22 protein-coding genes are annotated in these 23,913 nt (G+C 39.0%); 17 read left to right on the forward strand and 5 right to left on the reverse strand.

Annotated features, from left to right (window positions below; genetic code table 11):
* The first annotated feature begins 390 nt into the window (after positions 1–390).
* From P9M13_02825 to P9M13_02885, 13 genes are all read left to right on the forward strand, one after another.
* Complete coding sequence (locus P9M13_02825; GenBank protein ID MDP8262219.1) at positions 391–1,530, forward strand: nucleotidyltransferase family protein; 1,140 nt, start codon at positions 391–393, stop codon at positions 1,528–1,530.
* Positions 1,531–1,680: 150 nt separating this feature from the next.
* Positions 1,681–3,780 carry an acetate--CoA ligase family protein gene (locus P9M13_02830; protein ID MDP8262220.1) on the forward strand — a complete coding sequence of 700 codons (2,100 nt, stop codon included), beginning with the start codon at positions 1,681–1,683 and terminating at the stop codon, positions 3,778–3,780.
* Positions 3,781–3,863: 83 nt separating this feature from the next.
* Positions 3,864–4,928 (forward strand): phosphotransacetylase family protein, encoded by a 1,065-nt coding sequence (locus tag P9M13_02835; GenBank protein ID MDP8262221.1) that lies wholly within the window; start codon positions 3,864–3,866, stop codon positions 4,926–4,928.
* 16 nt (positions 4,929–4,944) lie between these two features.
* Positions 4,945–5,448, forward strand: coding sequence for a peptide deformylase (def, locus tag P9M13_02840; protein MDP8262222.1), 504 nt, complete (start codon positions 4,945–4,947; stop codon positions 5,446–5,448).
* Between the two features lie 41 nt (positions 5,449–5,489).
* The gene (locus P9M13_02845) at positions 5,490–6,389 is read left to right on the forward strand and encodes a DUF1189 family protein (protein MDP8262223.1); all 900 of its coding nucleotides are present in this window, start codon (positions 5,490–5,492) and stop codon (positions 6,387–6,389) included.
* A 5-nt stretch (positions 6,390–6,394) separates the two neighbouring features.
* Positions 6,395–7,354, forward strand: coding sequence for a methionyl-tRNA formyltransferase (gene fmt / locus P9M13_02850; GenBank protein MDP8262224.1), 960 nt, complete (start codon positions 6,395–6,397; stop codon positions 7,352–7,354).
* Positions 7,326–7,844: a DUF116 domain-containing protein gene (locus P9M13_02855; GenBank protein ID MDP8262225.1), complete on the forward strand. Its 519-nt coding sequence runs from the start codon at positions 7,326–7,328 to the stop codon at positions 7,842–7,844. Before fmt ends, P9M13_02855 begins: the two co-directional genes overlap by 29 nt.
* Positions 7,845–7,865: 21 nt before the next feature.
* The gene (gene rsmB, locus P9M13_02860) at positions 7,866–9,170 is read left to right on the forward strand and encodes a 16S rRNA (cytosine(967)-C(5))-methyltransferase RsmB (protein MDP8262226.1); all 1,305 of its coding nucleotides are present in this window, start codon (positions 7,866–7,868) and stop codon (positions 9,168–9,170) included.
* A gap of 8 nt (positions 9,171–9,178) precedes the next feature.
* Complete coding sequence (locus P9M13_02865; GenBank protein ID MDP8262227.1) at positions 9,179–9,667, forward strand: hypothetical protein; 489 nt, start codon at positions 9,179–9,181, stop codon at positions 9,665–9,667.
* Positions 9,668–9,671: 4 nt separating this feature from the next.
* Positions 9,672–10,646 (forward strand): response regulator, encoded by a 975-nt coding sequence (locus tag P9M13_02870; protein MDP8262228.1) that lies wholly within the window; start codon positions 9,672–9,674, stop codon positions 10,644–10,646.
* A gap of 44 nt (positions 10,647–10,690) precedes the next feature.
* Positions 10,691–11,647: a hypothetical protein gene (locus tag P9M13_02875; GenBank protein ID MDP8262229.1), complete on the forward strand. Its 957-nt coding sequence runs from the start codon at positions 10,691–10,693 to the stop codon at positions 11,645–11,647.
* A gap of 96 nt (positions 11,648–11,743) precedes the next feature.
* Positions 11,744–12,706: a tetratricopeptide repeat protein gene (locus P9M13_02880; GenBank protein MDP8262230.1), complete on the forward strand. Its 963-nt coding sequence runs from the start codon at positions 11,744–11,746 to the stop codon at positions 12,704–12,706.
* The gene (locus P9M13_02885; GenBank protein MDP8262231.1) at positions 12,703–13,179 is read left to right on the forward strand and encodes a PTS sugar transporter subunit IIA; all 477 of its coding nucleotides are present in this window, start codon (positions 12,703–12,705) and stop codon (positions 13,177–13,179) included. The genes P9M13_02880 and P9M13_02885 overlap by 4 nt, the downstream gene beginning before the upstream one ends.
* Before the next feature lie 43 nt (positions 13,180–13,222).
* Here the strand turns inward: P9M13_02885 and murC are convergent, their stop codons facing one another.
* Entirely contained in the window at positions 13,223–14,614 is a 1,392-nt protein-coding gene (gene murC / locus P9M13_02890) for a UDP-N-acetylmuramate--L-alanine ligase (GenBank protein MDP8262232.1), read from the reverse strand.
* 115 nt (positions 14,615–14,729) lie between these two features.
* Here murC and P9M13_02895 point away from each other — a divergent pair, with 115 nt between their 5' ends.
* The 4 genes from P9M13_02895 (at position 14,730) to lpxA (ending at position 18,005) form a co-directional block, all read left to right on the forward strand.
* Entirely contained in the window at positions 14,730–15,638 is a 909-nt protein-coding gene (locus P9M13_02895; GenBank protein MDP8262233.1) for an LD-carboxypeptidase, read from the forward strand.
* 32 nt (positions 15,639–15,670) lie between these two features.
* Positions 15,671–16,327, forward strand: coding sequence for a hypothetical protein (locus P9M13_02900; protein MDP8262234.1), 657 nt, complete (start codon positions 15,671–15,673; stop codon positions 16,325–16,327).
* Between the two features lie 6 nt (positions 16,328–16,333).
* Positions 16,334–17,062, forward strand: a complete 729-nt coding sequence (locus P9M13_02905; protein ID MDP8262235.1) for an SDR family oxidoreductase — start codon at positions 16,334–16,336, stop codon at positions 17,060–17,062.
* Positions 17,063–17,201: 139 nt separating this feature from the next.
* A complete protein-coding gene (lpxA, locus tag P9M13_02910) occupies positions 17,202–18,005 on the forward strand; it encodes an acyl-ACP--UDP-N-acetylglucosamine O-acyltransferase (GenBank protein MDP8262236.1) in 804 nt (267 codons plus the stop codon).
* Positions 18,006–18,099: 94 nt separating this feature from the next.
* Here lpxA and P9M13_02915 read toward each other — a convergent pair whose 3' ends face one another.
* From P9M13_02915 to P9M13_02930, 4 genes are all read right to left on the reverse strand, one after another.
* Entirely contained in the window at positions 18,100–20,394 is a 2,295-nt protein-coding gene (locus tag P9M13_02915) for a hypothetical protein (GenBank protein ID MDP8262237.1), read from the reverse strand.
* A 116-nt stretch (positions 20,395–20,510) separates the two neighbouring features.
* Positions 20,511–21,272 carry a PEP-CTERM sorting domain-containing protein gene (locus P9M13_02920; protein MDP8262238.1) on the reverse strand — a complete coding sequence of 254 codons (762 nt, stop codon included), beginning with the start codon at positions 21,270–21,272 and terminating at the stop codon, positions 20,511–20,513.
* Positions 21,273–21,645: 373 nt separating this feature from the next.
* Positions 21,646–22,398, reverse strand: coding sequence for a PEP-CTERM sorting domain-containing protein (locus tag P9M13_02925; GenBank protein MDP8262239.1), 753 nt, complete (start codon positions 22,396–22,398; stop codon positions 21,646–21,648).
* Between the two features lie 458 nt (positions 22,399–22,856).
* Positions 22,857–23,606: a PEP-CTERM sorting domain-containing protein gene (locus tag P9M13_02930; protein MDP8262240.1), complete on the reverse strand. Its 750-nt coding sequence runs from the start codon at positions 23,604–23,606 to the stop codon at positions 22,857–22,859.
* Positions 23,607–23,913: the final 307 nt, after the last annotated feature.

Below are 23,913 nucleotides of genomic sequence, written 5' to 3' on the forward strand. Positions count from 1 at the left end.
AGATATAATCGTCTTTTGTAATCCAATTTTTTAAGCGAAATCCTTTCGCGAATATGACCCTTTGTTTAAAAACCTCTAATTAAGCTTAAAATCATACCTTATGCGTATTGTTGCGGAATCGTTGCTTGCATGTAAGTTATATTGTATATTTCTTTCATATGCCGTATGATATCAGGTACAGATGATTTATTTTCTAAACAGCTAATGATGTTTGCTGCACTGTGATTTACGGTATATACCTCGTGATTTATACAATTAAAGAGAAGTGACCCGGTATCAAAATGAGCTGTTTTAATGTGCTGTTTTAGATCGTAATAATGTGTATGTGGCATCCGTATATTACATCCTATGAGAACAGTTCCTGTCAATAGATATTGAAGAGGAAGTTTTATGGTTTGCAGCCCTGAATTACAATTAATAATCGATTTATGTGCACTTCTGAGCAAGAATGTGTTTGATAGTGATTTGCAGGAAAAATGTTCACATACGTATGATTGGGAGCATTTTTTAAGGTGTGCAGCTAGTGAGAATGTAAGCGGCATTATTTTTTATGTCTTGAAGAAAAGAGGACTATTAGAGAGCATTCCCCAAGAAGTGAGTGAAAAACTCGAACATGAATTTCTTGGCATTAAGTCAAAAAATCTTCTTCTCATGGATGAACTAAAATCTGTTTCACGTATTTTTGAAGAAGAAAAAATACCCGCACTCATTATAAAAGGAGCAGCCCTCCTTAGCCTTTGCTATCCTGATAAAGGCATGAGAGTCATGGATGATATTGATATTGTTGTTGGCCAAGAACAATTTGCGTATGTTCAAAACCTTCTGCGCGAGAAAGGATATAGGCAAAATTCTATCTATAGACATTTGTTCTATGCTCCTTCCGGAATAGTCTTTGATCTGCATGCCGATGCGTTTGATCAGGAAAGAATTCGAACAAGAAAATATTATTGCCAATGGGATATGCAAACGATGTTGGCTAGAGCCGTCAGTATTGATGATATGATCTATGTGAAAAATATATCTCCTCCTGATCAGGTTGTTATCTCATGCATTCATAATGAAAAGCATTCCTATAATTCCCTGCAGCAGTTTATCGATGTTGTGATGCTTCTAGAAAGATATAAGGATGGAATAAACTGTGGAACGTTACATGAAAGTATTGATATGCTCGGCGGAAGACGACCGAGCCGTTTTACGCTTGAATTCCTGCGCGATGTTCTTCAGTACAAGAGCCCGCTTCTTGGTTGTAGCGGTATAAACACAGTGAAACTGTCAGGGTATGAGAAGAAAATACTGAGTATGGTAAAAGAAAGAAGGCGTATTCCTATGCTTGGTATTATTATGCCGATTTTTAGTATTGATGGATGTCTAAAGAAACTGTATTATGTAGGTGAAAACGTATTTCCTCGTCCAAAGGTAATGAAAGAAATATACGGGCTTAGTAGTGGCGTATACCTCATTTATTTCTATCCGTATCGGTTTTTTAGTTTATGTGTACAGGGAGTGAAGGCATTGTGTAAGTGCCTTTGATACAGAAAACTATGAACTTTTAGTGCGTCATAGGTGCAATAAGAATATTTGTCGGATTGCCTCTTGTCAAACCTTTGGTCTCTTTGTATACTAAGTGCATGCTTATTAAAATATATAAATATTAACATAGATACACTAGAAAGGCAGGTTATGTTAGACACGTTATTTTCTCCTCGTTCGGTAGCTATTGTTGGCGCTTCACATGAAGAGCGCAAGGTCGGGTACGCTGTGATGTATAATATGGTGAATTACGGCTATAAAGGTAAGGTATATCCTGTTAATATCAAGGGCGGTGAACTTATGGGGCATAAGGTTTACACGTCGTTTGATGAAATAGGTGAGCCGGTTGATCTGGCGGTTTTTGTCATACCTCCAAAACATATTATTAATACGGTTAAAACCGCAAAACCTGATGCTTTTAAGTCAGTTATTGTCATTAGTGCCGGTTTTAAAGAAACAGGCCCTGAAGGTGTAGAAAAGGAAGATGAATTAAAACAGCTCTTAAAAGATCGTGGAGTGAGAACACTCGGACCAAATTGTCTGGGGCTTCTTGATACGTCTTCAAAGGTTAATGCCGCGTTTGGTCCCGGAATGCCTCAAGAAGGGAACATTGCATTTTTCTCTCAATCAGGTGCTTTAGGTACTGCTGTTTTGGATTGGGCAATTAAGGAAAAGATCGGTTTGTCGAAATTTATCAGCCTGGGAAACAAAATGGACCTGAGCGAGATCGATATGCTTGAAGCGCTTGCTGATGACCCGCACACTGATGTGATCCTCGGCTATGTTGAGGGAATCACTGACGGAAAACGATTTATAGAAGTAGCGCAAAGAGTATCACAGAAAAAACCTATTATCATTACCAAGTCAGGATCAACATCTGCCGGTGCGCGTGCAATATCTTCTCATACCGGTACTCTTGCAGGTTCTGATAATGCGTATAAAGCAGCATTTGATCAGGCGGGTGTTATCCGCGCTCAGAGTATTGAAGAATTGTTTGATTATGCATTAGCGTTTTCATATCAGGAAGTGCCGAAAGGCGATAACATTGTTATTCTTACCAATGCCGGTGGTCCGGGAATTATTGCTGCTGATTCAGTTGAAAAATCTAAGCTCAATATGGCAAAAATTACAAAGGATGCGGCCCAAAAGCTTACCAAAGTGTTGCCGCCAACTGCAGCTTTGTACAATCCTATAGATATTATTGGCGATGCACGTGACGACCGCTATAAAAACTCGATGGAAGTTATTTTAGAGGATCCTGATATAGACAGTATTCTTACCATCCTTACTCCGCAGGCAATGAGTAACGTCAAAGAAATTGCTGAATGTATCGCTGAAGTGAATAAAACTGCCACCAAACCGATATTTACTTCTTTTATCGGCGGGAACCTTGTTGATCAGGGCGCAGGAATATTGAATGCACACAAAGTGCCGAATTATGCGTATCCCGAACGGGCTGTCAAAGCTATAGAAACTATGTCAGAATATCGCATGATGCGGCAGGGAAAGTATGCTTTGCCCGAGAAATATTCTGTTGATAAGGCTGTGGTAAGAAAAATCATTGATGGTAATATGAAAAGCGGTGAACCGCAAATATCAGAATCTGATGCCCGCGAGATATTGATCGCTTACGGTATTCGTGTACCGGAAACTCTTATTGCGCATAAGATTGATGATGCGGTAAAAACTGCCGACAAAATAGGGTATCCCGTTGTTTTGAAGATCTTTTCCCCTGACGTTATTCATAAATCAGATGTGGGCGGAGTGAAAGTTAACCTCAAAAATGCTGATGAAGTAAAGGAAGCCTATAATTCTATCATCTCAAGCGTATCACGCGCCATACCTGATGCACATATCGAGGGAGTGCAGGTAACAAAGATGGTTACCGGTGGGAAAGAAATTATTATTGGTGTTACCAAAGATCCGTCATTTGGGTCTCTTATTATGTTTGGTATGGGGGGTATCTATGTTGAGGTGTTAAAGGACGTATCATTTAGAATTGCCCCATTGACATCTCATGACGCTGAAGTAATGATCCGTGAAATTAAGATGTTTCCTCTACTCAAAGGTGTTCGCGGAGAAAAAGGCGTTGATCTTGAAGCGGTAAAAGAATCATTGCTCAGGATCAGTCAGCTAGTGTGCGATTTTCCGGAGATCCTCGAAATGGATATAAATCCCTTCAAGGCCTATGAAAAGGGAGCTGAGTCTATGATCGCTATAGATTCACGTATTACGATCGCGTTAGAATAAATCCCGTAGAGAATTATGTTCTTCAACGGTTACAAACAAAAACATATTGTACGTAGGTATGTCATAAAAAAAGAGAGGTGGAAGTGAAAGCATTATTTATCGGTTCAACATTAGATTTTTCAGGAAAAAGGCTCGTTGCACTCGGTGTTGCACAACATTTTGTAAATAAAGGGTTAAAAGTAGGATATTTTAAACCAATAGGTGTCACGCCGGTTACTCATGAAGGGGTATTAACAGAAGAGGACGCGGTATTTTTTAAAAAGGAACTGTCCTTAAAGGATGATCTCGCAGATATATGTCCCGTGGTTTTGACATCTGAGATGATGTGCGAGATATATGAAGGTGCCCAGATCGATGTGTATACCAAGATATTAAATGCATATAAAAAGATCGCCAGAGACAAGGATATAGTGATAATTGGCGGTACGGGAAGCATCTACTCATGCAGCTTTATTAGTGCGTCTCAGGTGGATCTTATTAAACTACTTGACGCAAAAGCAATTATTATCGACAGATATGATTATAGTGAGAAGACCATGGTTGATGCATTGACCTGGACAAAGAGTATTCTCGGTGATGCGCTCCTCGGTGTTGTGATGAACATGATACCGAAGACAAAAGAAAAGCTGTTTCGGTCACATATCGTACCATTTTTACAAAAAAAGAATATTGAAACTGTTGGTTTCATGCATGAAGACCCTATTTTGCATTCTCTTTCTGTGAAAGAGATCGTTGCTTCTCTGGATGGAAAAGTAGTGTGCTGTGAAGATCAGCTTGATAACCTTGTTGAACGTGTTTGCGTTGGTGCGATGACGGTTACAAGCGCACTGAAGTATTTCAAGAACATACACAATAAGGCTGTCATTACCGGTGGAGATAGAGGGGAGCTTCAGCTTGCAGCTCTTGAAACATCAACGCGATGTTTGATATTAACCGGTGATCTGCAGCCGCACAATAATATTGTGATGACGGCAATGGCGAAAAAAGTACCGATTATTGTTGTCCCATATGATACTTTGACGACCGCAGATAAGTTTACGACGGTATTGGGACATGTGAGTTTGAAGGGGCAGGATAAGATTGATCGTGCATTATCAATTGTCAATGAATGTGTACAGTTTGATGCTATTGATGCATTTGTGAAGTAATTATTGGAAGGCTCTTATGATTCACGAAATTAGAAGGTATGGTGATCCTGTTCTGAGGGCGAAAGCCGCGCCTATTACAGAGATAACAGATTCGATAAGAGTTCTTGCTCAGGACATGATAGAAACAATGAGGAATGAACCGGGAGTTGGCTTAGCTGCACCTCAAATCGGCCAGTCTGTTCGGCTTATTGTTTTTGAACTGACAAATCTTAACATTGGGTCAACTGCATATATAAATCCTGAGATAATAGAAACACAGGGATCAATACGAGGCGATGAAGGTTGTTTGAGTGTTCCGGGGATTTATGAAACGGTTACGCGTTCCCAATGGATAAAGCTAAAAACGCAGACACTTGAAGGAGAGGAAATCATAGCAGAGTATTCTGATATGTCAGCTGTCGTTCTCCAGCATGAGATAGATCATATCAACGGTATATTGTTCATAGATCATTTAAATTCTCTTAAACGTACATTCTTATCCAAAAAGCTTAAAAAAATAAGCTCTCAACCCTATATGTAATAAATATCCGCTGTTTTTATCAAAAGAAAGTTATGTAATAAATGACATTTTTAGGGGCACAGATTTTTAAAAGTATATGGCTCAGCATAACCAGCTTTCAGTTTTATAAAGACATACTGAGACAGCCATTCTATAAAACCCTGCAGTATTTTTGTGTTGTTGCACTCTTAGCATCACTGTGCATCGGTCTGCGCTATACGATAACATTAAAAACAGAGCTCAATAAACTTGCGCAGTGGACACTGTCGCATATCCCTGATTTCTCTATACGAGATGGTGCGCTCAACTATGCTGATCCTCAGCCACTCTATGTCGAAGAGGGAAATTCCGCTATTATCATCGATCCTTTTGATACGAAAACTACGCTTGATAAGAAGTATGGTATGGGCGTTTTAGTAAACAGGCAAAAAGTATATATCAGGCTTGATGCACTGAAAGAAAATCATTTTCAGTTTAGTGAAATAAATCTTGCGATACTTGGCGCGACATTTGCAGCTGCAATAATTCAGCCTGATATTGTTGAAAGCGGAGTGCTCAATACCGCGCAAATAAAAGATTTTGTTTTTAATGAACCTAATGTCCATAAGTGGAAGAAAACCTTTGCTGTCATAAGCATGATATTCTTTCCGCTCTTTTATTTTCTTTATTTTTTAATTGCAAAGCTTATTCAAGCAGCTTTTTTTAGTATGGTTATCATTATTTCAAATAAGGCGCTCAAAGAAATAGGTGTTACGTATGAACATATGTTTAATGTGTGTGTCTATGCAGTGACGCCTGTTGCGCTCCTGATGGTGATAATTGCGTTTGTTGGTATTGTTGTTCCCTATATTGAATTTATTTATTTATTTTTATATGTAGCTTTTTTGTTAGGTGCACTGTCTCAGATTATTCCCAAACCAAAAAAAAGTGAGCCAGAAGAAAATACTGATGATTGGATGTGAGTGGAATGAACATTGTTTTCTTTGGTACACCGGACATTGCCGTTAGTTGTTTAAACGATATAGCGCTTAGCGCACATACTATTTGCGGTGTTGTTACCGTTTGTGATAGACCTCAGGGTAGACACATGCATGTTACGCCTTCACCGGTAAAAATGGCTGCCGAGCAGCATGAATATCCTCTCTATCAATTTGAAAATATTAATTCCCCGGAATCTATTGATACATTAAAAAGTCTTAAACCTGATCTGTTTATCATTGTCTCCTTTGGTAAAATACTCTGTGATGCATTGATTCAGGTCCCGTCTATGGGTGCACTCAATATTCATATGTCATATTTGCCAAAGTTTCGCGGGGCAACACCGATACAGCGGGCACTTTCTGAAGGATTCACCCGTACGGGAATCACCGTTTTTTATATAGAAAAAAAACTGGATGCCGGAGATATTGTTTTGCAGGAGTATGTTGATATCGGCAGGTATGATACGTACCAGTCGTTATATGAACGGTTCGCACGTATGAGCGGGCCCTTCGTTCTACGCGCACTTGATATGATTGAACGGGGCCAGAGTAAGAGAGTAAAACAAGATGATGTGGATGCTACCTACGCTCATAAATTCAGTAAAGATGAACAGTTAATAACATGGGATAAGCCCGCGCGCGATATTTTTAATGTGGTGCGGGCGCTTTACCCGAAACCATGTGCGCATACATATTTCAAGATACATGGTAAATATGAATTGATTAAAATACATAAAGTGACATATGATGATATCGTCAATGACGACGCCAGTGCTGTTCCTGGACAGATCATAGACGTTACTAAAAACAACATTGCTGTTAAGACTGGGCATGGTGTTATCAGCCTGAAAACGCTGCAAGTGCCGGGTAAAAAACCAATGGATGTTTCAACATTTTTAAATGGCTATAAGGTGGCATGTGGGGAACAATTTAGAAAAGAGATCTAGTTGTATCGAGCGCTATAAACATAAGCTCTCGTTAAACTCAAGAGGGTCATACCTGCAGGAAGCGATTCTTTCTTTCAATAACTGGCGTTCATACAGAAGCGCTCATAAATATACCAGTGACCAAATAATTGTATTATGCCCTCATTGTCTGCAGAAAAGTGATTGTCCTCACAAGATTATTGTAAACGCGGCAAATTGCAAAAAATGCGGAAAATGTTCGGTAAAGGACCTTGTTGAAATAACTGACCGATACGACATTCGGATTCATTTTGTTGCCGGTGGGCGGGAGGCGGTCCGTATTATCAAAAATCCCGAGACAAAAGCGATTATTGCCGTTGCATGCGGAAAAGAGCTTTTTTTAGGGTTTCTTAAGACATCAGGAAAACATGTTATTACGGTACACAATGTATGGCCGCACGGCCCATGCAAGGATACCATGGTCGATTATACGGAAGTTGAAGAAGCTATCCAGTTTTTAATAAAAAAATAATACAAACGGGAATACCTATCTGTGAGTAATAAACGTGGTGTGTCAAAAACGAGAGAATGTGCTGTTAAACTTGTTGAACGTGTAACATGTTCTCAAACAGCAACCGTAAAAAATCTTCTTTCGCATTATATGAACACCTCCGGCATTTCCGGTTCTGATCGTGCGCTTTTTACAGAATTATCATATGGGGTTATACGGCATCTCAATACGATTGATTGGTATATAAAGAAATATTCCTCGCACAAAAACATTGATCCGTATATCAAGAATGTGTTGCGTGTCGGAGTGTATCAACTGGTCTATCTAGATAAAATACCTCATTATGCAGCGCTGAACGAAAGTGTAGAATTGGCAAAGGTAAAAAGTATCAAGAGCGGAAACTTTGTTAATGCCCTGTTACGCAAAGTTACGACATCTTCAAAGGATATCTCAGGGTTTCTCAAGAAAGACAACTATGTTCAGTATCTGTCAATTATGTATTCTTTTCCTGAGTGGCTAATAGTAAAATGGAAAAGTATATTGCCGGAGAAAGAGCTTGTACCATTTTTGGAGGCAATGAACGCATCCCCTGAAATTACCCTTAGAGTAAATACACATAAGCTCTCAAGAGATGAGCTCCTGAACCGCTTGCATAAGCTGGGTATTTCTGCAAGTGCCGGCACACATCCGTTGGCTATTCGTATACAATCTTCTATTATAATTGATGATCTCAAAGAATATAAGGATGGGTGTTTTTATGTGCAGGATGAATCAACACTGAGAATTGTTGATATGCTTGATCCTCAACCAGGTGAAACAATACTCGAATTGTGTGCGGCACCCGGAGGTAAAACGACCTATAGTGCACAAAAAATGAATAATGAAGGAATAATCTATGCACTTGATAATGACGATAAGCGGCTAGAACGTTTAAAAGAAAATTGTGATCGAATGGGGTCTTGTATTGCTCGGCCTATCTGCCAGGATCTGTTAAAAGAAAAAAAGATCCTGTCAGTAGATTTATGTGATAGAGTTCTTGTGGATGTGCCGTGTTCTAATCAAGGGGTGCTTTTAAAGAGGGTAGAGGCAAAATGGCGTATCAGCCAGCGTGATATATCAAGACTAAGCAAAGTGCAAGAAGAGCTGTTACTCATTAGTGCAGACTATGTAAAAAGCTGTGGCGTAATGGTTTATAGTACCTGCTCGATTGATACGGCTGAAGATGAGGAAATTATTAAAAAATTTCTCGCTAAAAGAAATGACTTTTATGTGGAAAAAATGTTTAAAACATGGCCACATTTAGATAAAATTGATGGTAGTTTTGGTGTAAAACTAATAAGAAAATAAAGGACGCTATGTCTCCGGTACGTGATAATGACAAAAGAAACGGCACTGAACGAAGAGGTACTCCACGCAGAAAGCCAATCAAGGTAGGATTATTAAATAGATTGCGTATTGTTTATCGGCGAACAGGTGGTGACCGAAGAAGTGGACTGGATAGACGAGATGGTATTTCCAGTGAGTATCGCAAAGACCTGATCATCAAGGTTACAAAAAAATTCCTTTTAATGACAAAACAGCCAGAAAAGGCTAAAATGACCTATATCTGGCGGACAGGTTTAAGGGCAATAACCTTTGAGACTGTTAAGGCAAGGCAAGTGCTGGAAATTTCGATACAGAGGACACCTGAGGAGCAACCGTTAATTCTTCTCGGAAAAATACTGAAAACGAGAAAAATATTTACCGAGCACGGTTTTGCTACAGAAGCTGATGTGCAGTTTTGTGATCTTACCGAACACCAGAAAAAAGTGATAAAAGATCTTATATGGAGTGATGCGGAGTAATACCATGCAAAGAGAAGAAGTCGACCATAAAACAAAAATACTGATTGTTGATGACAGTAGATTGAGTGTTGATCTCTTGAAGCAGATTATTCAGCCAATGGGACATGAAGCAATCATTGCCTACGACGGTATTACCGCACTCAAAAAAGTTGAAGATGAAAAACCTGATCTTATTTTGCTTGATGTGATGATGCCTCATGTAGATGGTTTTCAGTTGTGCGAAAAACTTAAAAGTGATGAAAAAACACGTTTAATCCCGATTATTATGATCACTGCGCTATCGGACTTAGCTGATAAGGTAAAAGGTATTGAAGTTGGTGCTGATGATTTTATAAATAAACCGTTCAATGATACAATATTGTTTGCGAGGATCAAATCACTCTTAAAAACAAAATATTTAAATGAAGAACTGGAAAACGCCGAAATGGTTATTACTAGTCTCGCGCTTAGTATTGAAGCAAAAGACGCTTATGCAGAGGGTCATTGTGAACGATTGGCAATATATTCAGTTGCACTCGCAGAGTACCTTGGTTTTCCCGAAGAATATTGCAGGGCTTTGAAACGCGGGGCCATCCTTCATGATATTGGAAAAATCGGTATTCCTGATAATATACTCTTAAAACCCGGTCCGCTCACCGACGATGAATGGAAGATTATGAGATTGCATCCTGTTATAGGAGAGAAGATATGCAAACCTCTGCGTACGCTTGCCAATGCGGTACAGATGATCAGACATCATCATGAGAGATGGGATGGAAGCGGGTATCCGGACGGTTTGAAGGGTGAAGAAATACCCATTACTGCACGGATTTTACAGGTTGTTGATGTGTATGATGCTCTGACCACGAATAGACCCTACCGCACATTATTAACCGAGAAAGACGCAATAAAAGAATTATGGAGTGAAGCCGAGAAAGGCTGGCTTGATAAAGAACTCGTTGGGGAATTTATGAAGCTCCTGAAAAAAGGAATCTTTTAATAAGTGCTTTTCACCATACGAGCAGTTTTCTCAAGGATTTAAGAATGAACCCACGATATTTGTCCCACACGTCCAAAGATAATCTAAAAGCAGTTTCATCAGCATTTAATGAGAGGTTATCATCATGTGATTTATGTCCTCGAAAATGCGGTGTGAATAGATTGCAGGGTGAATTGGGATATTGCGGTCTGGGCAGGTACTCAAAAGTATATACGTCTATGCCTCATAGGGGAGAGGAACCTGTTCTTTCAGGGGTAAACGGGTCCGGTACAGTATTTTTTTCTCACTGTAATCTGAGGTGTGTATATTGCCAGAACCATCAATTTAGCTGGGAAGGAAAGGGAGAAGAGGTAAATTCGTTTCAGCTGGCAGACAGTTTTCTGGAATTGCAGGACCTAGGTTGTCATAATCTTAATCTTGTTACGCCAACACATGTTGTCCCCCAAATAATAGAAGCGCTCATATTAGCTATTGATAAAGGGTTTTCGCTTCCCATTGTGTACAATACCAGCGGGTATGACTCTCTGAAAACGATACAAATGCTCGCAAGTATCGTAGATATATATTTGCCTGATATGCGATACGGGGATGATGCTGCGGCGTATACTTTTTCCGGGTGTTTGGACTATGTATCGATCAATCGACAGATAATAAAAGAAATGTTTGCACAGGTAGGGGATCTCGTAACAGATAATGGGGTTGCGATAAGTGGACTAATTGTAAGGCATTTGGTTTTACCTTCTTTGGGAGAGAGCACTCACAATGTATTAAAATTTATTGCCAATGATTTGTCACCTGATATGCCAATCAGTCTTATGAGGCAATATGAACCTGTCCACAAAGCATGCGAGCATCCCGTAATAAACCGTCGAATTACACACGCTGAGTATGCATATGCCGAGTCTCTTTTAGAAAAATATGGATTTAAAAATGGGTGGATACAGGACCAGATCGATACTCACGAGCGTCAAGAGTTTCTTGGAGAATTTTTTAATGATTAGCGTATAGGTTTTAGAATTAGTTTTTACTATCCGCTATCCGCTATTGATAACGAGATGCCTTGACATGTAGTCCTATTATATTACAATACCAATACTATGAAAAAATATTATTTGTTATTACAAATTTTTGTGTTGTTTGCCTATAGTATAGGTTTTTGTTCAGTTTCGTATGCTGAAGTAGGGGACACTTTTTTTAAACGAGGAAACGAGTATTATAAAGAGAAGCGCTACGGTGAAGCGATCCATATGTATAAAAAAGCAATACATATCAATGAAGAACATTTGGGTGCGCTATATAACTGTGCTCTTTCATATGAGATGCAGGGACAGTTGGGTGATGCTATAGATTGTTTCAATAAAGCGATTTTTATTGACCCGACATATAGTGCTGCCCGAATAGGGCTTGGTCTTACGTATACGCGACAGGGAAGATATAACGCAGCGATAAAAGCTTATAAAGAAGCACTTGATGTTGATCCAAAATATTATATTGCGCATCTTAACCTTGCTGCGGTATATGCAAAAAAGAAGATGTATCCTGAAGCGATAGAAGAAGCGCAGATCGCACTCACCATTGATCCTCATGATGTTAATGGACATCTCATTTTAGGGAATATTTACTATGTAAAAAAAGAATATGATAAAGCGATCGAACAATATGAATGGATTTTGAAGATCGAGCCGCAATATGTTTTTGCAAAGCTGCATATTGGCATGGCGTATGCGGAAAAGGGGATGTTTGAAAAAGCGATTAAAAGCATAGAAGGCGCAAAATCAATGACAGAGGACTATGGGTATGTGCATTATTCTCTTGGTAAAGTATATTTAATGCAAAAGTCTATTGATCAGGCAATACGAGAGTTTAAACGAGCCATAGACATAAACCCTGATTTAGTTGAAGTATATCTCGATATCGGAAAAGCCTATAATGAAAAAGGTGACTATCTCCAATCGTTACGGTATTATGGGAGGTATGTTGAAAGTCCGCTTGCTAAGGAAAAACAAAAACAAGATGCTAATGCAGAAATTGAAATGTTACGAAAGAGGATAAACAAATGAGTGGTTTTCAGAGAAGTTTTCATTTAGTGCATATTTCAAAAATGCTTAAGAAAAACAGGGTGCACGATATTGTCGCAACAAAAAAAGAAGATGTGTTGCGTGAAATGGTCGATGTTTTAGCGCGTGCGCCGGAAATAAATGATGCAGATGTATTATGCGAAGGTATTTTAGAAAGAGAACAAACGCTTTCAACAGGAATTGGTATCGGGATTGCTGTCCCACACGCGAGAACCAATACGGTAGACGATTATGTGATTGCAGTTGGAAGAAAACGCGGGGGGCTTCTTTTTGATGCAGTAGATGGAGGACTGGTATATCTCGTGTTTATGATCGCAGGGCCAGATGCTTACTACGAAAGATACCTGAATATTCACGCTAAAATAATGTTCCTAATGACGAATGCTGACTTTCGCACAAAGCTTATTAACGCAGGGACCTCGCTTGATATATATAATTTATTAAAAGGGAAATAAAATCTGTTTGTTTTTGAGATAAGAAAAGTGTGCGTAATCGTCTTTACTTTGTGTTAGAAATATTTTTCACAATATTTTCACATAGCTCGGTTAGTGAATTGTCTCGAGCACCCATCACAAGGATCGTATCGCCTGAACGTGAATTCTTTTCCACCCAGTGCATAATATCCTTTTTGTCAGGAAGGTACTGACAGTCTTTTTCGGGCTGATTTGTTTTAATCTTCTCTATAAGCTCTGATGAGTGAATATCCCGAGTAGCGCTTCCTCCTGCATCATATATGTCTGTAATAAACAGGATGTCTTTATCGCGTATCTGATTTGAGAAAAGAGTTATATAATCATCCCTAAGATGTTTTGTTGGCGCAAATCCATGGGGTTGGAAAACAGCGATCACACGGTTACAGTGTGGACGTAGCGCAGATAATGCTGCAGAGATCTTGTCCGGGTTATGTGAAAAATCATCATACACTTTTATACCGCGAGTTTCACCAATGAGTTCCAGCCGCCTTTTAATGCCTTTAAATTGTTTGAGGGCTGAGGCGATATCGGTAAGAGGTATATCTAATGTGTGGCATGCAGCAATAGCGGTTAGAGCATTTGCTATATTGTGACGTCCCGGGAGCGATACTCTAAAAGAAGTATCTTTGACTGTAAATTGAGAGTAAGTATCGCAAGAAGTTATTTCATGCGCTTGATATTCAGCACATGTATCGATACCGCAGGTTATTGCCTTTTCCTTCGGTACAGTTAATGTGTCCGTATAAGGACAGTCATTATTGATGATAACTGTTTGGGAGGTGTTGTTAATAAATTCTTGGAAAAGAGATAGTAACACCGAGATATCTTTATGGTCTTTACTGATATTTGTCAGGACTGAAATCGTTGGTTTGTAGAGAACAATGCTACCGTCACTTTCATCTGTTTCAATGCATATGATAGGAGATTGCCCATGAAAAAAATTTGCTAAAGATGGTGTTTCGGATAGATTTTTTAAGATACCGCCGCCAATGTAGGTTGGATTATGGTTGCATAGATCCAGGATATGGGCAATCATTGCGGTCACTGTTGATTTGCCACTTGTCCCGCCGACTGCAATACATAGTTTCTCATTGGATAAAGCCGCGAGAAGCTCGGCTCTGGTCATGATAGTGATTGCATTGTCATGAGCACTTATAATATCTGGATTATCTTTTTCGATCGCGCTTGAAACGATAACCGCGTCAGGTCGTGTTTTTATGGCAGAACCATCTTGTGGGTACAGAGTAATACATTGATTGCGAAAAATATCAACAAGAGGGTTGCCTGATAAACCCTGTGTATCAAACGACCTGTCAGAACCGGTAACAGTATTCCCCTGACTGCGGACTATTTGTGCAAGTGGACTCATGCCACTTCCTGCAATACCAATAAAATGATAGGAACATCCAGGTTTCATAAACCTATTATAAATGGTTGCTCTATTAAAAAAAAGGTTTATTTAATAGAATTATAAATTATAATCTAATATTATTAGTGTGTACGTATATTCAAAGTGATAGGTAATAGGTAAAATGATAATAAAACCGCATGCCCTGAAAAAAGGCGATCTTATTGGTATAGTGTCGCCGTCGAATACCGTTTTGCTAGAAAATCTTAACTATGCTACTCGGACTCTCAAGAGATTTGGTTTTCGGGTGAAGTATAAAGAACATATATTGACTCCTCGCGTCTATACTATAGAAGAAGATAAATTGAGAGCCGAGGATATAAATGAACTGTTCCGTGACCCTCAGGTCAAAGCGGTTATTCACGCAAAAGGCGGATATGGTATGATAAGAATACTTCCGTTTCTTGATAAAAATACGATACGATCAAATCCGAAGGTTGTGCTCGGATACAGTGATGCGACAGTGTTTTTATCTTATCTTCTCTTTCAGTGCAACATGGTTGCATTTCATGGGCCAATGTTACTGGGTGAGATAAATACCGCTATGAGTGCAATAAAGAAAAATTCTTTCTTAAATGCGTTAATGGTCAATAAACCTTTAGGGGTATTGACGCACAAAAAGATATCTGTTATTAAACACGGTAAATGCTCCGGGAAGCTTGTCGGAGGGTGTTTAACATCTATTGTGCATATGATGGGTACTCCATATGAAATTAATACAAAAGACACGATACTTTTTATAGAGGATGTCGGTGAATATTATCACCACTTTGATGAAATGCTGTATCATTTAAAACTTGCAGGAAAATATGATTCGGTAAAGGGAATTGTGTTTGGAGAAATGCTTCGATGTGGAACGCACAGAGGATTAGTTGAGAGGATTAAAGAAACTTTTAAGGAATATGATATTCCTATACTCTTTGGTTTTCCTTCCGGACATAGTAAGACTAATTTGACAATACCGCTGGGTATTAATGTTTCGATTGACACGAAGATACCGGGGATTGTTTTTAATGAAAAGGCGTTACAGTAACAGTGGTTGAGAAGTAATAATAGGAGGACACAGTGAGATCTTATAAACAATATTTCTTTATAATGATAATCGGACTTATTTTGAGCGCAAGTGTTACTGAAGACAGTTTTGCCGCTAAACGGAAATTAAAGCCTAAGGCACGCCTCGATGAAGTCTATCTCTTGCTGACAAAAGCCAACAGTGATGTTGATCGCGGCCGTGAAATACAAGCATTGAAAGGGTTTCTCTTGGGGGTCAATGAGCTGAAACTAATACAAAAACAACATCCTGAATTTGAACCTAAAGAAGTGGCGGATATTATTAAGGTGCTCAATGCGCAGACTGAGGTTCTTAAAAGAAGAGTGATGAAAGACGGTCTCGTTGAATACAGAGGGAAAACACTTTCGCTTGAAGCGTTTACAAAAATGATTAAAAAAGAAAAAGATCGCCAGGAGCGCGGGGATCGGTTTCAAAAATGGCAGGCAGAAGAACGGCGTAGAAGAAACGCACAGCGTATACAAAATGAAACCAGGCGGCAAGCTGAAGAACGCCGACTTCAGAGAGAACTGCACCGTCAAAGGGAAGATAAAAGATTGCGTGATGAAACGCGCCGTCAGGCCCAGCAGCGTAGAGAAGTACAGGATCGACGAAGAAGGTATGAAGAACAACAGAGACGTTTGGAGCAACAGAGAAGAATGGATCATAGGTAACGATATATGCAAAGAGACATAAAAGGAAAAACCGCAGTGATAACGGGGGCTTCTCGGGGTATTGGCAGAGGTATTGCCGTAGCGTTTGCCGAAAAAGGTATTGATGTAGCGCTTATTGCGCGGTCTCGTGAAGCACTTGATGAAGTAAAAGATGAGTGCGAATCACACGGAGTTTCTGTTCTTACCGGTATCGTTGATGTTTCATCTGAAGATGATGTAGTTGCATTTAGGGGTGAAGTTGAAAAAGCTTTTTCAAAAGTTGATTTTCTCGTGCAGTGTGCCGGGCAGTATCTTGAAAAAGACTTTTTTGATACGACAATGGACGACTGGAACAATATAATCGGTAGTAATTTAACAGGGACATATCTCTTGTGCCGGGAATTTGGTAAGGTACTGTCAAAAAATAAGAATGGTGGAAAAATAATTAATTTTTCCAGTGTTGGCGGGAGAATTGGTCTGGAGAAGAAAGCCTTGTACTCTGCATCAAAATTTGGTGTTGTGGGTCTTTCAAAAGCACTAGCGAAGGAATTAAAGGCGTATGGAATATTAATCCATACGATATATCCTTATATGGTAGATTCTTTGAATGAACGTAATTGGGGCAATGAGGAGAGTGTCCTTGATTGTCTTAAAGTAGAAGATGTGGTTGAGCTTGTTTTTTACCTCATACAGTTACCGCGTCGTGTTGTTATAGAAGATATTTATTTAGATACGTTTAATAAAGACCGTATATAGTACCTCGAGATTTGAGTTTTATTGTATGTAGAATATTTATTTACGATCAACGATGAACTATCCCCAAAGGGGACAATACCCAGAAAAATTTATTTATAAATTTTATGGGTGTGAACGATAAACGAAATCAAGGAGTGTTATGGCTATTCATCCAACAGCAATTATTGGTGACAAGGTTACAATTGGAAACAATGTGGATATTGGTCCCTATGTTGTAATAGACGGTGTTGTATCAATCGGGGATGGGACAACTATACTTGCTCATTCCTATATAACCGGATGGACAACAATAGGAAAAAATAATCGTATACACATGGGGGTGATACTCGGCCATGAACCGCAGGATGTTTCGTACAATGGTCAAGAGACTTACCTTGAGATAGGTGACAATAATGTGTTCCGTGAACATTCTTGGATACATCGAGGAACAAAAGAAGGGTCAAAAACCATTATAGGTAATAATAATTATTTTATGGGGTATGCGCATGCTGCCCATAACTGTATTATCGGAAATAACGCTATTATAGCGTCCAATACCTTGCTTGCAGGTCATGTTGAGGTCGGTGACCAGGCGTTTGTTTCAGGAAATATTGTTGTACACCAGTTTTGCCGTATAGGGCGTCTTGCAATGATAAGCGGTTTATCTGCTGTAAATAAAGATGTCCCTCCGTTTATTACTTGTGGGGGGAGAGGAGTTGTTCCTATTGCCCCTAATAGTGTTGGCTTAAAAAGGGCGGGTATAGGGCTTGCCGGACGTACAGTTATTAAAAATGCGTTCAGACTATTGTTTAATTCTGGGCTTAATGTAAAACAGGCAATTGCTGAAATAAAAAAAGGCGATCTCACGCCGGAAGTTCAAGAGATGATAGAATTTATCGAGTCTTCAAAGCGGGGTATCTGTAACCCTCCGGGACAAAAGCATGCTAATGTGGATATTTTATGAGAAACTATTAGCGTGTAGCGTAGAGCGCTTAGCGTATAGTAAAAAAACAATTTAAGCAAAAACTAAACGCTATCCGCTAAACCCTAACCGCTATTTATGATTGTCTTTTTTGTGTAACAAAAAGAGCAATGCATCCTCCTTTTAACACGGCGATTAATATGCAGGTTTGAGTTAATCCGAGAATGGGAATCGCGTACATACCCGTAAGAAGTGCACCGCACGCCGCGCCGAAACAGTCCCATCCATCTATCATTCCTGCAGTGTGACCCAGAGATTTCTGTGTAGAAAAATACAGTTTGTTTGCGAGAGGAAATTCTCCACCAGTCAAAAATCCTGATACGAATACAAGTATGTAAAAAATATACATTGATATATTTGCCGTGAGAATCAATGTAGATGAGAGCGAAATATGCCACAAAATAATCGGTAGTGCCAATGCAAAAACAAGCAGAGTGCTTTCAAAAATAATGAAAGTGGCAAAAATACGTTTAAACAATGTGTTGGTGAGAATGCTCCCGACGGTTAGCCCTGCCATGAACAGTGCAAGTAGTAAACCTATTTTTTGGTATATGTATCCGTAGGTATTTTGATACATGAGTATAAGGGCTATTTCAAAGGCCATACCCGCCATACCGGTTATAAAGATTGCGGTAAGCGTGTTAAATCTCAGATTTGGTTTAAACGCTTTTTTGCGGGATAGGAATAACCGCAACAAAAAAAACAGGATAAGAACGAGAAGGATTGTTTTGAATCGGATTTTTCTTATCAAGCCAAGCACATGATTTAAATGAGAGCCGGAATATCTATCCCACAAGACGAAATTAAGGTAATAGGTTATCGGTTTGAAATCAGTGTTTACTAACGAAGCGGTAGTTTTTTTGAGCATTGAGTTTATATAGGAAACTCTGTCAGGTTGAAAAAATTGTCTTAATATCACGGCTTTAAAATAGCGGCTTTTTGTTCCGCTTGCAGTATACCTCTTACTGAGAGTATTAGGATTTGTTGTAATAACGCCTTCTTCCTGAGCGGCAAAGAAGTAGTTTTGTGTTCCTGGTGTTACGACAATGTGTGAGAAAACTTTTTTGAGTGTTTGGTATACGGATCCGATATAATCATTTAAATCGGTGTCTAAATAATCGCTTCCGGAACTGATCTGCGAGGCACACACACCATTTGGTTTAAGTATATCCAGAACCTCATTATAAAAATTGAGTGTGTAATAACGGTTGACGAACGCAGTTGAAGGATCAGATACGTTGATTAATACGATATCATAGGTGTTTTCTGTATGTTTTACAAAATATCGTCCATCCGATAAATGAATAGTGAGCCGGGAATCTTTCAGAAAATCATTGTTTGGCGGTTCCAGATGATCTGTGACAAGGGTAATAAGTGCCGGGTCAAGTTCAACATAGTCTACGCTCTCAATAGGGTGTAGTAATATTTCACTTAGTAATCCTCCGAGTCCACCGCCTATAAGAAGAATGTTTTTAGGTGACGGATGCTGGGAAAGTGCTAAGTGGGCATATGACGCGTATTGATACGGATCAGGAAATGAAAGCATATATTGACCGTTACCAAACATACTATAAAGATCTTCTTGTTTTCCTAAAGAAAGATTTTCGTATTTTGTATCGGCAGATGTGATGTATTCAATATTAGGGTTAAAGCTGTTCCAACGTTTTATGATAGAAGAGTTGTTTAAAGAATCGGAATATCCAAACCATATTAAAAGTGGTATTCCGATAAGGCTGATAATAAACGGGACAATCACTATTGTGCGCGAGATAGTTTTCTTGATACTGAAAAATAAAATGAGGGAGAAAAAAGCTATTATAATTGCAAAGGCGCACAACACGAGAAACTGGTTAGAAAGTTCGACAAGAAAATACGTAAACAGTATTCCTCCCGCGATACTTCCAATACATTCTGAGATATATACTTTACCTATAGGTTGAGCAGTATGTGTTTTTGTAGTCTCTATCTGAGAAACCATTTTGCAGGCAGTGGGGAAAAATGCGCCTGCAAGAATTGAAAAGGGAAGTATCCTTAGTGCCGTTGCCTTAAAAAGTGTGATAAGAGGGACTAAATGGCCCGGAGAAACATTAAAAATAGATCGTGTTAGACGTATGAAATATAGTTCCTTTATCAGCAATATCGAAATAAGAAAAACGAGAGCGAAAAAGTACGGGGCGGCATCTTTATAAAAACGTGATAATTGGCCGGCTGCGATAGCACCGATTGTTATCCCTAAAAGCCATTGTGAAAGAATAATGCCGATAGATAATTCGTTACCAAAGAAAATGACAAGAAATTCGCGAAGAAATATTATCTGCGCAATAGTGAAAAACGTTCCAAGTACAGTAATCAGAAAAAGTGCGATACTCATTATGGAAATATATTGTATCTAATCAATTTTATTTGTTCAATAGCTAATCCGTGGAAAATAAAAAAGGACACGGGTTACCGTGTCCTTTTTATTAGTTTTTAATTTTGTTTTTTTGCTTAATGCTTACAGCTTACAGCTTTTTTCCTAATCCATCCGCCAAAAAAACCTAAAAGCCCTATGCCGAAAAGAGCGTATGTTGACGGCTCGGGAACAGCGCTGATATCGTCAATATATACGTTAGAACTATTAGACGCGCCGGATATACCAAATGTATTTAATTCTCCAATATCACTTTTGAAAGGTGTATTGTTAAGTATGAGCACATCATCAACCCAGATATCGTAGGTGTCGTTGCCAAAATTGAAGTCTTTTAAAGTAATTTCTGCGGATGCAGAAGATGCTTCCCCAAAACTTTTTACTGTTACAGTACCAGCATTAGACGTCAAAAACAAAAGCCCACCACCGTTTTTAAAGAATTGTAAATCCGGGCCAAGAGTTGCTCCTTCACTAAAAAACACGGTAGGATACGTCGCCTCGACATCAGCGTCATCTATGCTTAACGTAAAACTGAACACCTGACCATTGTCGCTTGTTGCTCCGTTAAAAGAACGAGTTACTGTACCATCCGTCAATAAATTTCCGTAAAAGCGACCCTTCTCGACTCCATTGTTAATGTACCAGTTAGTATTGTGTGTAAGCCCAGTAGCCGCCCAATCTTGCAAATCCCACGTTCCTGTACCTTCACTTTGTCCAACAAGTGTCTGGTTTACTCCATAATCCTCAAAATCATCTCCAAAATTGATAACTGCCGCAAAAACTTGAGAGCTGATTAAAACAATAGGCACCGCAATGAATAATAGAATAAACAATTTCTTCATTTATACACTCTCCTTATTCTTATTAACGTTTTTCATTTCTAAAAGCTATTCTCGCACAAAACCATAAATTGTCAATTAAACTTAAATGCAACAGGAAAAACTGCAGGCGGCCGAAGGCTGAAGGACCCGAAAGGGTATAATAATCTGGGGCCGCCATCTTACCCCGGTTCACCGGTTACAGAAAAACTCTCTATGCTCTTGACAAAACCGAGTTTACGTGCTATAACTCAGAGGATTAGAGCCTTTATAGAGATAGAGAAAACAGTGAATTAATATATTGGTGTGTCTAAAAATTAGGAGTTTAGATGCAGGGGTGTATTGTGTTTTTCTCTAAATGAAATCAATTTTATTAGTTTTTAATTTTGTTTTTTGCTTAATGCTTACAGCTTACAGCTTTTTTCCTAATCCATCCGCCAAAAAACCCCAAAAGCCCTATGCCGAAAAGAGCGTATGTTGACGGCTCGGGAACGTTGCTGATAGATATGTCATCAAAGCTGGTGTAGTAGATGTCGTTCTGTTGCAGTAAAGATAAAGTTTGAAAATCAGAAACAGTTTCTACCCCAGCATAAAAGGCAATATATTCAGATTCAACCCCGCTATCAACTTTTGCCTTATATTGATTGTTATCAAAATCTACTTCTGTTATTGTAACGGTATGAAAATATCCACCACCAATAGTGGCAAGGTCGGTTCCTGCAGACCCAACACCGGTGAGACCACGTATCTTTATATTCCCGTCATTAACGAAGGATATATAAATACCCGCGGTGCTGTTGCTATCTACTAATTGGAACCCGCCGTAGATTCCTTCCCAGGGGGCTGTGATGTCCATTTTCATCTTAATTGTAATACCATTTGCATAAATAGACGTTAACGTAGTATTAAAAGCCCTATATACACTATCACCAGCGCTAGATGCAGTCAGTTTTCCTGCTCCATCATCTCCTACAAATGTCGGAGATCCGTTGCCAGTCGTCCAATTAGTGCCCCAATTGTCTCCACCGCTCCCATTTATTATAGTTCCTGAACCGTAAGAACTAAAATCTTCTGTTATTGTGATAGCATAGAGTGGGGAAGTAATACCCACAAAAACAGCCATTGAAATCAGAATAAACAATTTCTTCATTTATATACTCTCCTTATTCTTATTAACGTCTTTTATTCTAAAAGCTATACTCGCACAAAACCATAAATTGTCAATTAAACTTAAATGCGACAGGAAAAACTGCAGGCGGCCGCAGGCTGAAGTACTCAAAGGGTATAATAATCTGGGGCCGCCATCTTACCCCGGTTCACCGGTTACAAAAAAACTCTCTATGCTTATTTGTTCAACAGCTAATCTGTATTTCTTTTTTTAGCTGTTTTAATAGCTTGAAATAGGAAACTTCTGAAATAAATAACGCGGTCATAATGATACTAAATAGATATTGCACCCTGGGTGCAATATCTATTTAGGGGCTGGGTTCCGGATGTTTGGTGTTATAGCTCGTGTCGCGGTTTGTCCATTATATCTTTTTCAAGGAAAATAAAAAAGGACACGGGGTACCGCGTCCTTTTTTATTAGTTTTTAATTTTGTTTTTTGCTTAATGCTTACAGCTTACAGCTTTTTTCCTAATCCATCCGCCAAAAAAACCTAAAAGCCCTATGCCGAAAAGAGCGTATGTTGACGGTTCGGGGACGCCGCTAATAGATATGTCATCAAAGTAAGTCGGGTTAGAGGTGTTGTATTGATATACCCCTAAAGTTTGAAAATTAGATACATTATTAACAAAATCAATATAGTTAGATACAGGCCCGTCATCAACTCTTGCCTTATATCGATTATTATCAAAATCTACTTCTGTTATTATGATGTTATAAAATGAATCATTACTAAATATGCTAATATCAGTTCCAGAACTTGGATCCGCAGAATCAGTGATTCCACGTATATTTAGCATCGGGTTAGTGCTAACGAAACCTATCATAATACCTTTAGTACCTACTGAATCGCCAAGAAAAAAGGATCCATACCCCCCCCCGCCAAACGATGCGCCACTCTGTTTTATTTCAATTGTAATACCATTTGCATCAATAGAAGTTAATGCAGTAGTAAAAGCCCTATATACATTATCACCCGCTCCAGATGCAGTCAGTTTTCCTGATCCAGAATCTCCTACAAATGTTGGAGATCCGCTGCCAGTCCAATTAGTACCCCAATTGGTTCCACCGCTCCCATCTATTATAGTTCCTGAACCGTAAGAATCAAAATCTTCTAGTATTGTGATAGCATAGAGTGGGGAAGTAATACCCACAAAAACAGCCATTGAAATCAGAATAAACAATTTCTTCATTTATACATCCTCCTAGTTAACGTCTTTTATTTTAAAAGCTATACTCGCACAAAACCATAAATTGTCAATTAAATTTAAATGCAACAGGAATAACTGCAGGCGGCCGCAGGCTGAAGTACCCCAAAGGGTGTAATAATCTGGGGCCGCCATCTTACCCCGGTTCACCGGTTACAAAAAAACGTAACCGGTGAGTAAAGGGGGGAATTATGGGGGGGGCAAGAGTGAATAGGGATCAATATCAGGATTATGGATATAAATTTCTAATGTTTTTTTAATCCATTCTTCCAAAGATCCATGTTTAAGACGC

Origin of the sequence: Candidatus Ancaeobacter aquaticus (assembly GCA_030765405.1) — a bacterium.
GTDB classification, from domain to species: Bacteria; Auribacterota; Ancaeobacteria; order Ancaeobacterales; family Ancaeobacteraceae; genus Ancaeobacter; species Ancaeobacter aquaticus.

What these genes read in the sequence shown, in the direction of transcription:
- P9M13_02825 (MDP8262219.1), top strand. Translation starts at nt 391, where the DNA reads ATGGTTTGCAGCCCTGAATTACAATTAATAATCGATTTATGTGCACTT.
- P9M13_02830 (MDP8262220.1), top strand. Translation starts at nt 1,681, where the DNA reads ATGTTAGACACGTTATTTTCTCCTCGTTCGGTAGCTATTGTTGGCGCT.
- def (MDP8262222.1), top strand. Translation starts at nt 4,945, where the DNA reads ATGATTCACGAAATTAGAAGGTATGGTGATCCTGTTCTGAGGGCGAAA.
- P9M13_02845 (MDP8262223.1), top strand. Translation starts at nt 5,490, where the DNA reads ATGACATTTTTAGGGGCACAGATTTTTAAAAGTATATGGCTCAGCATA.
- fmt (MDP8262224.1), top strand. Translation starts at nt 6,395, where the DNA reads ATGAACATTGTTTTCTTTGGTACACCGGACATTGCCGTTAGTTGTTTA.
- P9M13_02865 (MDP8262227.1), top strand. Translation starts at nt 9,179, where the DNA reads ATGTCTCCGGTACGTGATAATGACAAAAGAAACGGCACTGAACGAAGA.
- P9M13_02870 (MDP8262228.1), top strand. Translation starts at nt 9,672, where the DNA reads ATGCAAAGAGAAGAAGTCGACCATAAAACAAAAATACTGATTGTTGAT.
- P9M13_02875 (MDP8262229.1), top strand. Translation starts at nt 10,691, where the DNA reads ATGAACCCACGATATTTGTCCCACACGTCCAAAGATAATCTAAAAGCA.
- P9M13_02880 (MDP8262230.1), top strand. Translation starts at nt 11,744, where the DNA reads ATGAAAAAATATTATTTGTTATTACAAATTTTTGTGTTGTTTGCCTAT.
- P9M13_02885 (MDP8262231.1), top strand. Translation starts at nt 12,703, where the DNA reads ATGAGTGGTTTTCAGAGAAGTTTTCATTTAGTGCATATTTCAAAAATG.
- murC (MDP8262232.1), bottom strand. Translation starts at nt 14,614, where the DNA reads ATGAAACCTGGATGTTCCTATCATTTTATTGGTATTGCAGGAAGTGGC.
- P9M13_02895 (MDP8262233.1), top strand. Translation starts at nt 14,730, where the DNA reads ATGATAATAAAACCGCATGCCCTGAAAAAAGGCGATCTTATTGGTATA.
- P9M13_02905 (MDP8262235.1), top strand. Translation starts at nt 16,334, where the DNA reads ATGCAAAGAGACATAAAAGGAAAAACCGCAGTGATAACGGGGGCTTCT.
- lpxA (MDP8262236.1), top strand. Translation starts at nt 17,202, where the DNA reads ATGGCTATTCATCCAACAGCAATTATTGGTGACAAGGTTACAATTGGA.
- P9M13_02915 (MDP8262237.1), bottom strand. Translation starts at nt 20,394, where the DNA reads ATGAGTATCGCACTTTTTCTGATTACTGTACTTGGAACGTTTTTCACT.
- P9M13_02920 (MDP8262238.1), bottom strand. Translation starts at nt 21,272, where the DNA reads ATGAAGAAATTGTTTATTCTATTATTCATTGCGGTGCCTATTGTTTTA.
- P9M13_02925 (MDP8262239.1), bottom strand. Translation starts at nt 22,398, where the DNA reads ATGAAGAAATTGTTTATTCTGATTTCAATGGCTGTTTTTGTGGGTATT.
- P9M13_02930 (MDP8262240.1), bottom strand. Translation starts at nt 23,606, where the DNA reads ATGAAGAAATTGTTTATTCTGATTTCAATGGCTGTTTTTGTGGGTATT.